The following is a 4,131-nucleotide window of genomic DNA, read 5'->3' on the forward strand; positions in this document are numbered from 1 at the left end:
AAAGCCACTCCGAAGCCGCTGATCGCCGCCTGAATAACCATGTTTGATTGCCCGAACCGACGGACGCGGGCCGGGCGCGGCAGGGTAATCCCCAACTCACGCGCCCAGTAATCCCAGGTCGGCGGTGTGCCGCCGGTATCGGCGATATTGTCGTAGAGCAAAGTATGCACCGCAATATCTGCGGGTTCGCGCAACGGCAGGCGGGCCAGCAGTGACGGTGCGCAAACCGGGAACAGGTGTTCGGACATCAGGTGTTCGACATGCAACCCGGCATAATCGCCCAAACCATAGCGAATAGCGATGTCAGCTTCGCCTTCGGCAAAATTGGCGGTGGCATCGGTGGTCATGATCGAGACCGGGAATTCGGGATACGCCTGATCAAACCCGATCAGGCGCGGAAACAGCCAGTTCACCGCGAATCCCGGCGGGCAAGACAATCCGATCGCGGGGTGCGCGCTGTCTTTTTCGCGCAATTCGTGGCACAGGCTTGCAACTTTGCCAAACCCAGCCGCAACTGCAAATGCCAGCCGTGCGCCTTCCTCAGTCGGCTCTGCCCGACCGGAGCCGCGTGTCAACAGTCGCGTGCCGAGCCATTCTTCCAGCGATTTCACATGCTGGCTGACTGCACTTTGCGTCACGCCCAATTCCTCCGCCGCGCGGCCGAAACCGCGAAGCCGGGCAGCGGATTCAAAGGTGCGCAGGGCGGTAAAGGGAAGATTCGCGATCATATTAGCCAAGTTGATGCGCTGACTAATCTCTGTCAACCTCCAAGCAATGGGCGCAACGCGGAAGCTTGCGTTTCAGGCTTCCGGCATCACGACCACGACTTTGCCGGTCGATTGCCGTCGGCGCAGCAGTTCCAGCCCATCAGATGCGCGGGGCAGGGGGATGACGTGGCTGATGTGCGGATGCAGCCCGCCTGCGCCATACCATTCGAAAAGTGTCGCCATGCTCCGCGCAACTGTTTCAGGGGCAAATTTCAGATACCCGCCCCAGTAGAGACCGATCACGCTCAGGTTCTTGACCAACAAAAGGTTGGAGGGGATCTGTGGCACATCGCCACCGGCAAAACCGATCGGGATCAAGCGGCCCTCGGGCCTTGTCGCGCGCAATGCTTCCATGAAGGCGGCACCGCCGACGGTATCATACACCACATCGATACCGCCCAGCGATTTGAGCGTGTCGCGCAACCCCGGCGTATTGCTGTCGATCAAGGCGTCCGCCCCGGCGTCCTGCGCGATGCGCAGCTTTTCTGCGCCACGCGCCGAGGCGATGACCCGCGCGCCCATGCGTTTGCCGATTTCCACTGCGGTCAAGCCAACCCCACCAGCGGCACCGGTAACAAACAGGGTTTCTCCGGCGCGGAGATGCGCGCGGTGGTCCAGTGCCATATGGCTGGTGCCATAAGCGATCTGGAATGCGGCGGCTTGCTCAAAGCTCATGGTTTTCGGGATCAGGGTGCAGGCCGCTGCCGGGTAGCAACCGAACTCCGCGAGGCCGCCATGACCGCCCACCACGGCAACGCGGGAACCGGGTGCCGGGCCAGAGGTGCCGGCACCAAGCGCGTCCACTATGCCAGACACTTCCATCCCCAGAGTGAACGGAAGGGCGGGCCGTTCCTGATACTTGCCTTCCAGCATCAGAAGATCGGCGAAGTTCAGCCCACAGGCCCGAATGCGCAACCTGACTTCGCCGGGACCGGGTTGCGGTTTGGCGATATTCTGGAGTGCTGGGCCGGTTTCAACGGCATCGAGGCGTAAAGCAAGCATGGTAGAATGAACCCGGAAGTGCGTGTGCTATCCTGAATATTCCGGAAATCAGCGCAAGACCAGCGCCAGTTTATCGCATAATGCAACTTCTAGCGTCTAAAGATTCGCAAATTGCATTGCAATAGTGAAAACACGCATATAGCGAGTGAGCTCTGTTTTCGGCACCTGACAGGTGAGCGCGACTTCGGCGGGAAACGGCCTATTCATCTGTATAATTCGACCTGTCCAATTAGACAGGTTTTGGCAGAAACTTCATTTCTTTCGGTGGATATCTCTGGATTTCGAACATTGGCACGAAATTTGCTTGTATACTGTCAGACGTTGTAAAATTTGAATGGAGTATCTGATGAAACACCCCGTAGACGCCCATGTCGGCAAACGTATTCGTCATCGTCGCTGGATGGTCGGCATGACGCAGCAGCAACTGGCGGATCGGGTCGGGATCAAGTTTCAGCAAATTCAGAAATATGAAACCGGGATGAACCGTGTCTCTGCCTCGCGGCTATGGGATATCGCCGACGCGCTGGAAGTTGCGATCAGCTTCTTTTTCGAAGGTCTGGACGATGCCCGCGAAACCCCGCGTGGAGTGGAAGGCGATATGCTGGCCGACAAGGAAGCGCTGGAGCTGGTGCGCTCCTACTACACCATACCCGAGGCACAGCGCCGCCGCCTGTTTGATCTGGCACGGGTGCTGAGCGACGCGGCTTAGCTGGACGAAAGGGCTGAAAAGCCCTGTTTTGGAAACGCTTGACCGATCTACCGCAAAACGGTAGCGCCGGTTTGGTTCGCCTTCCTTCGCTCGCCCATGCAAAGCACCGGGACAGCGGAGGACGCGCGGCACCAAACCGGAGAAACACATGCTGACCAAAACCGAGATTGATGCGATCCGCAATACTGCGGCAGAGCTTGCAGATGCCGCGCGGGTGGCGACGCTCGCGCATTTTCGCAGCGTGGATCTGACGGCAGACAACAAGGATAAGGCGCATTTTGATCCGGTCACTGTGGCGGATCGGGCGTCTGAACAGGCGATGCGCGCGATTTTGGCGCGGCGTCGGCCCCTGGACGGTATTCTGGGTGAGGAATTCGGCACAACGCCGGGAACCTCGGGCTTGACATGGGTGCTTGACCCGATTGACGGAACGCGGGGGTATTTGGCGGGGACACCGACCTGGGGGGTGTTGATCTCCATCGCGGATGCGACCGGTCCGATTTATGGCATCATTGATCAACCCTATATCAAGGAACGGTTCGAAGGCGGCTTCGGGATCGCCGAGGTGAATGGACCATTGGGCAGGAAGACGCTGAAAACGCGCGCGCCCCGCAGCCTGGCCGAAGCCATCATGTTGTCGACATTTCCCGAGATTGGTACGGCGCAGGAAGCGACCGCTTTCCGCCGTGTCGCCCAAGAGGTCCGTCTGGTGCGCTACGGGATGGATTGTTATGGCTACGCTCTGCTCGCAGCGGGGCAGGTCGATCTGGTGATCGAGGCTGGCTTGCAAGCCTATGACGTGCTGGCACCCCTTGCCGTGATCGAGGCGGCGGGTGGGCTGGTGACCGATTGGCAGGGCAAGTCCTGCCATCAAGGCGGGCAGGTTATCGCCGCCGCAAATGCAGAGATTCACGCGGCGGCACTGGCTTTGCTGAACGCTTGACGAAAAATCGGTGACGGCGGATGGCCTACCAATGCCCGATATTTGGCGCGCTGAGCCAAGGTTCGGCAGGTGCCAAGGCTTCGCCCTTTTGCAACAACTCGATCGACACATTGTCCGGGCTGCGCACAAAGGCCATGTGCCCATCGCGCGGCGGACGGTTTATCACCACGCCATTCGCGGCCAAGTGCGCGCAAAGTGCGTAAATATCATCGACCTCATAGGCCAGATGGCCGAAGTGGCGGCTGTCGGCGGGCAAACCGTCGTCGCCGTCCCAATTGTAGGTCAATTCCAGCGGGCATTCCGGTTGCCCCGGCGGTGCCATGAAAATCAGGCTGAACCGCGCCTTGTTATTGTCATAGCGCTTCGTTTCCTCCAGCCCCAGCAACCGATAGAACGCCATTGATTTTTCAAGGTCCAGCACGCGAACCATGGTGTGCAGATATTTGAGTTTCATCCGAATTCTCCTGTGATGCCCGCGAGTATAGGGCAACTGCAACGGATGACGAGGGGGCAGGGGTCAGAATTTCGAGGCAAGACCAAGCGTCACGGCGCTTTCCCTGGCGTCGAACCGGCTGACGTTCGATTGCGTGCGCTGATAGCGCATCTTCAGCACCGGGGCAAAACCAGCATAGCTTATGTCATTGAATTGCATCTGGAGTTCGGCATAGCCGGTGGTGTCTGTGCGCCCGCCCGGCACCTTGAGGACGCCA

The 4,131-nt window shown here is 59.2% G+C and carries 6 protein-coding genes; 2 read left to right on the plus strand and 4 right to left on the minus strand.

Going from position 1 to position 4,131, the window contains the following annotated elements:
* On the minus strand, nt 1-728 hold a 728-nt coding region (locus tag L0H65_RS15615; RefSeq protein ID WP_301459995.1), incomplete at its 3' end, for a LysR substrate-binding domain-containing protein.
* A 72-nt stretch (nt 729-800) separates the two neighbouring features.
* Complete coding sequence (locus L0H65_RS15620) at nt 801-1,769, minus strand: NADPH:quinone oxidoreductase family protein (RefSeq protein ID WP_301459997.1); 969 nt, start codon at nt 1,767-1,769, stop codon at nt 801-803.
* Between the two features lie 346 nt (nt 1,770-2,115).
* Between L0H65_RS15620 and L0H65_RS15625 the strand changes: the two genes are divergently transcribed.
* Nucleotides 2,116-2,478, plus strand: a complete 363-nt coding sequence (locus L0H65_RS15625) for a helix-turn-helix domain-containing protein (RefSeq protein ID WP_301459998.1) — start codon at nt 2,116-2,118, stop codon at nt 2,476-2,478.
* Between the two features lie 148 nt (nt 2,479-2,626).
* Entirely contained in the window at nt 2,627-3,421 is a 795-nt protein-coding gene (locus L0H65_RS15630) for an inositol monophosphatase family protein (protein WP_301459999.1), read from the plus strand.
* 25 nt (nt 3,422-3,446) lie between these two features.
* Here the strand turns inward: L0H65_RS15630 and L0H65_RS15635 are convergent, their stop codons facing one another.
* Both L0H65_RS15635 and L0H65_RS15640 read right to left on the minus strand, forming a co-directional pair.
* A complete protein-coding gene (locus L0H65_RS15635) occupies nt 3,447-3,875 on the minus strand; it encodes a VOC family protein (protein WP_301460000.1) in 429 nt (142 codons plus the stop codon).
* A gap of 63 nt (nt 3,876-3,938) precedes the next feature.
* A partial coding sequence (locus L0H65_RS15640) for a surface lipoprotein assembly modifier (RefSeq protein ID WP_301460002.1) occupies nt 3,939-4,131 on the minus strand: 193 nt, incomplete at its 5' end.

The organism is Pseudorhodobacter sp., assembly GCF_030452865.1.
GTDB lineage: Bacteria > Pseudomonadota > Alphaproteobacteria > Rhodobacterales > Rhodobacteraceae > Pseudorhodobacter.